This is a genomic window from Actinomycetota bacterium (genome assembly GCA_036280995.1).
Classification (GTDB): domain Bacteria; phylum Actinomycetota; class CALGFH01; order CALGFH01; family CALGFH01; genus CALGFH01.
This window is the reverse complement of the sequence record DASUPQ010000607.1, coordinates 1-5,125: the sequence shown is the minus strand read 5'-3', so window position 1 is coordinate 5,125 and position 5,125 is coordinate 1. Positions and strand designations below refer to the sequence as shown.

Below are 5,125 nucleotides of genomic sequence, written 5' to 3'. Positions count from 1 at the left end.
CGCCTCAGCCGGTGTTCTGGAGGCCGGCGGCGACCCCGTTGACGGTGAGCAGGACCAGTCCGGCCGCCCTGGCCGCCTCCTCCCCGGTGAGGCCGTTGCGCAGGTCGGTGAGGAAGCGGACCTGGAGGAACGACAGGGCGTCGACGTAGGGGTTGCGGAGGTCGACGGCCTGGCGCAGCACCGGCCGGTGGCCGAGGAGCCGCCCCGCCCCGGTGGTCTCGGTGACCAGCACCCGGGTGCGCCGGAACTCCTCGCGGATGGCCGCGACCAGGTCGGGCCGGCCGCCCAGGTCCAGGTAGGACTCGGCCACCAGCGGGTCGGCCTTGGCCAGGCTCATCTCGGCGTTCTCGATCAGCGACCGGAAGAACGGCCAGCGTTCGTGCATCTCGCGCAGGTGCTCCAGCCCGCCCGGCCGCTCGGCCACGGCGGCAAGGCCGCTGCCGAGCCCGTACCAGCCTGGCAGGTTGCAGCGGTTCTGGCTCCAGGCGAACACCCACGGGATGGCCCGCAGGTCGACCAGGTCGTCCCCGTCCGCCCCGGCTCCGGCGCCCTCGCGGCGGGCCGGGCGTGACCCGATCCGCAGCAGGCCCAGCTCCTTGATCGGGGTCACCCTGGCGAAGAACTCGGCGAACCCCGGCCGTTCCACCAGCCGGCGCCAGGCCGCCTCGGCGGCGGTGGCCATCGCCGTGGCGGTGGGCAGGTAGCGGTCCTCGGCGGCGGCCACGGCGGCCTGGGCGCCGGGGGTGGAGGCGCCGAGGACGGCGTTGGTGACCTGCTCCAGGTGGCGGTGGCCGATGGCCAGGTTGCCGTAGCGGGCGTAGATGACCTCGCCCTGCTCGGTGACCTTGAAGCGGCCGGCGACCGAGCCCGGGGCCTGGCCGCGGACCGCCCGGCCGGCCGGGCCGCCGCCGCGGCCGAGGGCGCCGCCGCGGCCGTGGAACAGGACCAGGTCGACGCCGCGGGCCGCCGCCCAGGCGGCCAGCCCGCCCTGGGCCCGGTACAGGGCCAGGTTGGCGGCGAGGAAGCCGGCGTCCTTGGCCGAGTCCGAGTAGCCGAGCATGACCTCCAGGCGCCGGCCCCGGCGCTCCAGCCAGGCGGCCGCGCCCGGCAGGGCCAGGTACTCGTCCAGGACGTCGCAGGCCCGCTCCAGGTCGGCCCGGGACTCGAACAGCGGCACCACGTCCAGCTCCAGCGAGCCGTCGGGCACGGCCAGGCGGGCCAGGGCCCGCACGGCGGCCAGGTCGGCGGCGGAACGGCTGAAGCTGACCACATAGCGCCGGCAGGCGTCGGGGCCGTAGCGGCCCTGCAGCTCGGCCATGACCCGCAAGGTGTCCAGCACCTCCCGGGTTGCCGCGGTGACCCCCGTCGGCTCGTCCACCCAGCCACCCTCCGCCAGCCGGTCGAGGGCGGCGGCGTCGCCGGCGGCGCCGGGGGCGAGCTCGGCCACGGCCTCGGCGTGGACGGCGGCGTGCTGGCGGACCTCCAGGGAGGCCAGGTGGAACCCGAACGTCTCGGCCTGCCAGGCCAGGTGCTGAAGCTCCCCGTAGGCCAGGCGGGCCGCCCCGGCCGCGACCAGTGACGCCTGGACCAGCCGCACGTCGTCAAGGAACTCCCCCGCGTCCCGGTACCGGTGAGCGCTCGGCGGGGCCTCGCCGGGGGCGACCAGGGCGGCCCGGGTGGCGGCCAGCCGCTCGGCCGCCAGCAGCAGCTTCTGGAGGTAGGGCTCGTCGGGCCAGCGGGTGGCGATGGCCGCGGCCGGGTCCGGGAAGGCGGCGGCGTCGCGGGCCAGGGAGGCGAGCAGCTCCGGCCGGGGCGGGGTGGTGGCCCCGGCCGCGGTCAGGGCATGGCCGACCCGCCTGGTCACCGCCTCCAGGCCGCGCAGGACGTGGTCGGCCTGGATGGCCATGGCCGCCCGGGTGGTCTCGGCGGTGACGCTGGGGTTGCCGTCGCGGTCGCCGCCGGCCCAGCTCCCCCAGCGCAGGTAGGCGCCGAAGGGCGGCGGCCCGGTCCCGCTCGCCTCCCCGGCCAGCGCCTGCTCCAGCGCCCGGTAGGTGGCCGGCGCCAGCCGGAACAGGGTGGCGTCGAACACGGCCATGACGGAGCGGACCTCGTCCAGCGGACTGGGCCGGTCGCGGCGGAGCTGGGCGGTGCGCCACAGGCCGGTGATCTCCTCCAGCAGCCGGCGGGTCGCCGTGGCCTCGTCGTCGCCGGGCAGCCGGGGGGTGTCCAGGCGGGCCAGCTCGACGGCCACCCGGCGCAGGGCGTCGACCACGGCCCGGCGCCTGGCCTCGGTCGGGTGGGCGGTCAGCACCGGCACCACCTCCAGCCGCTCCAGCAGGCCGGCCAGGCCGTCGTCGCCGGCCGCCTCCCTGACCTCGGTCACGGCGGCCTCGAACGACTCCCGCACCGGCCCGCCGTGGTGGCGGCGCTCGCGCAGGGTGCGGACCCGGTGCTGCTCCTCGGCCAGGTTGACGAGCTGGAAGTAGACGGTGAAGGCCCGGGCCAGCAGCTCGGCCCGGTCGAGGTCGAAGCCGGCGACCAGCTCCACGACCCGGGCCCGGGCCTGGCGCCGGGCCCCGTCGGCGGCGCGCAGGGCGATGGTCGCCCGCCGCAGCCGCTCCACGTCGGCCAGCAGCTCCGGCCCCCCGGCCTCCTCAAGGACCCGGCCGAGCAGCCGCCCGAGCAGCCGCACGTCGCGCCGCAGCGGCGCCGGCATCTCCTCGGCCGGCCGTCGCTCGACCCGCACCCCGGTGTCGGTCACCGCAGGAGGTCCCGCGCCTGGGCGGCGGCGACCCGGTGGCCCTTGCGCTCGGCCAGGCCCAGGGCCTGGCGGGCCAGCTCGGCCGCGTCCCCGTTGCGGCCGGCCAGCCGCCGCACCCGGGCCAGGTCGAGCAGGGCCCCGGCCTGCATGCCCAGCATGTCGCTGCCGGCGGCCAGCTCGACGGCCTCGGCGGCCAGCCGCTCGGCCTCGTCCAGCCGGCCCCGCCGGGCCAGCACCGTGGCCAGGGGGCCGCGCCGCTCGACCTGGGCGTAGAGGTCGTCGCGGACGGCCAGCTCGCCGCTGAGCGAGGCCTGCTCCAGCGCCTCGTCGTCCAGGCCCTGGGCGGCCAGGGCCCGGGCCAGGTTGGCCGTGATCTCCGAGCGCAGGCCCCGCTCCCCCATCCGCGCCAGGATGCCGGCGCCCCAGCGCAGCCAGCGCACGGCCGCCGCCGGGTCGCCGGCCAGCAGCTCGACCTGGCCGAGGAACTGGCTGCAGAGGGCGGCGAAGCGGCTCGGCCCGAGCTCGCCGGCGATCTGCACGGCCGCGTCACCGAGCTCGCGGGCCCGGCCGAACTCGCCGGCCATGGCGTGCAGCGCGGCCAGGGTGTGGAGGGCCGACATCTCCACCCGGTAGCTGCCCTCGGCCTGGGCGCGGATGGCCTGGCAGCGGCGGATCCCCTCGGCCACCGGCGTCGGCCCCCAGAACGCCGCCTGCACCAGGGCGTACAGGTTGCCGGCCTCGATCCGCTGGTCGCCGGCGGCGCGGGCGTGCTCGACGGCCCGCTGGAACTCGTCCTCGGAGCGGCCGATCTGGCAGCGCAGGTAGCTGTCCAGCCCGAGCAGCCGCCAGGCCCGCGACTGCCCCTCCTCGTCGCCCAGGCCCTCCAGCAGCTCCAAGACCTTTCTCACGTCGGTCCGGTAGCGGTCGGGGCCGCGGTCGGGCGAGTCGAGCCGCAGCTCCAGCTTGCCCAGGGTGGCGTGGGCGGCCAGCCCCCGGTCGCCGATGCGGTCGGCCGCGGCCAGGGCCTCGTCGAGGACCCGCCCGGCCCGGTCGGTCTCGACGCTGAGGACCAGCACCTCGCCCAGGTCGGTGAGCAGCTGCACCCGGGCCCGGCCGCCCGGCTCGAGCAGGGCGATGGCCCGCTCCAGCAGGTTGGCGGCGGCCGGGAGGTCGCCCCGGCCGGTGGCGACGTGGCCGGCGGCGGCGAGCTGGGCGGCGGCCTCGGCCGCGACCCGGCGGCCGCGGGCGTCCACCGGGCCGAGCTCGGCCAGCAGCTGGTAGGCCCGCTCCAGGTGCCAGCCGCGCACCTCCCCGATCTCGCCCCCGCGGGCGGCGAAGGCCTCGGCCAGCCAGCCGGCGTAGCGCTCGTGCAGCTCGGCCCGGGCCTGCTTGGGCAGCGAGCCGTAGGCGGCGTCGCGGACCAGCTGGTGGCGGAACTGGAAGCCGTCGCGGCCGCCGAGGGGGGCCGGGGCGGGGCGGAGCAGCTCCTTGCGGACGAGGGCGAGCAGATGGGCGTCGGCCTTGGCCCGGGCCGGCTCCGGGGTGAGGGCGAGCACGGCCGCGCGGTCGAAGGCCTGGCCCATCACCGACGCCCGGTCCAGCAGGGCCCGCTCCTCGCCGTCCAGGCGGTCCAGGCGGGCGGCCAGCAGCGCCTGGATGGTCGGCGGGGTGCTGGCCGCGGCCAGGTCGTGGGCCACCCAGCGGCCGCCGTGGCGCCGCAGCCGGCCCTCCTCGATCAGCATGGCCAGCAGCTCCTCCAGGAACAGCGGGTTGCCCTCGGCGGTCCTGGTGATGCGGTCGGTGGCGTCGGCGGGCAGGGCCGCCTCCCCGGCCAGGTGCTCGAGCAGGGTGGCCGACTCCTCGGCGGCCAGCGGCTCCAGCAGCATGGTGCTGGCGTTCAGGCGCCCGCCCGACCAGCCCGGCCGCTGCTCCAGCAGCTCGGGCCGGGCCACGGCGACCAGCAGGATGCGGGCCTCCCGGGCCAGGGCGGCGACCTGCTCGAGCAGGTCGAGCAGGGCCGGCTGGGCCCAGTGGAGGTCGTCGACCACCACCACCAGCGGGTGCCGCCCGGCCAGCACCTCCAGGAACCGCCGCACCGCCCAGACCGCGTCCTCGGAGGTCACCGGGGCCGGCCGCAGCCCGATCAGCCGCCCCAGCCGGTCGGCCACCGGCTCCCCGTCTTCATAGCCGAGCAGCTCCTCCAGCTTGGCCTCGGCCTGCTCGGGCGAGTCGGCGGTCTTGATCTCGGCGGCCCGGCGGACGATCTCGGCCAGCGGCCAGAAGCTGCTCCCCTCGACTCCCGAGGAGCACGGGCCGGACAGCACGGTGGCGGCGTCGCCGATGGCGTCGACGGCCGCCGCGACC

At 77.9% G+C, this 5,125-nt stretch carries 2 protein-coding genes; both read right to left on the bottom strand.

Translation table 11 applies throughout. The annotated features are described in order from the left end of the window. Positions 1-4: 4 nt before the first annotated feature. Positions 5-2,761, bottom strand: a complete 2,757-nt coding sequence (locus VF468_20515; GenBank protein ID HEX5880674.1) for a phosphoenolpyruvate carboxylase — start codon at positions 2,759-2,761, stop codon at positions 5-7. Beyond that, positions 2,758-5,125 (bottom strand): AAA family ATPase (locus VF468_20510; protein ID HEX5880673.1); only part of this gene is annotated, 2,368 nt, incomplete at its 5' end. The genes VF468_20510 and VF468_20515, both read right to left, overlap by 4 nt.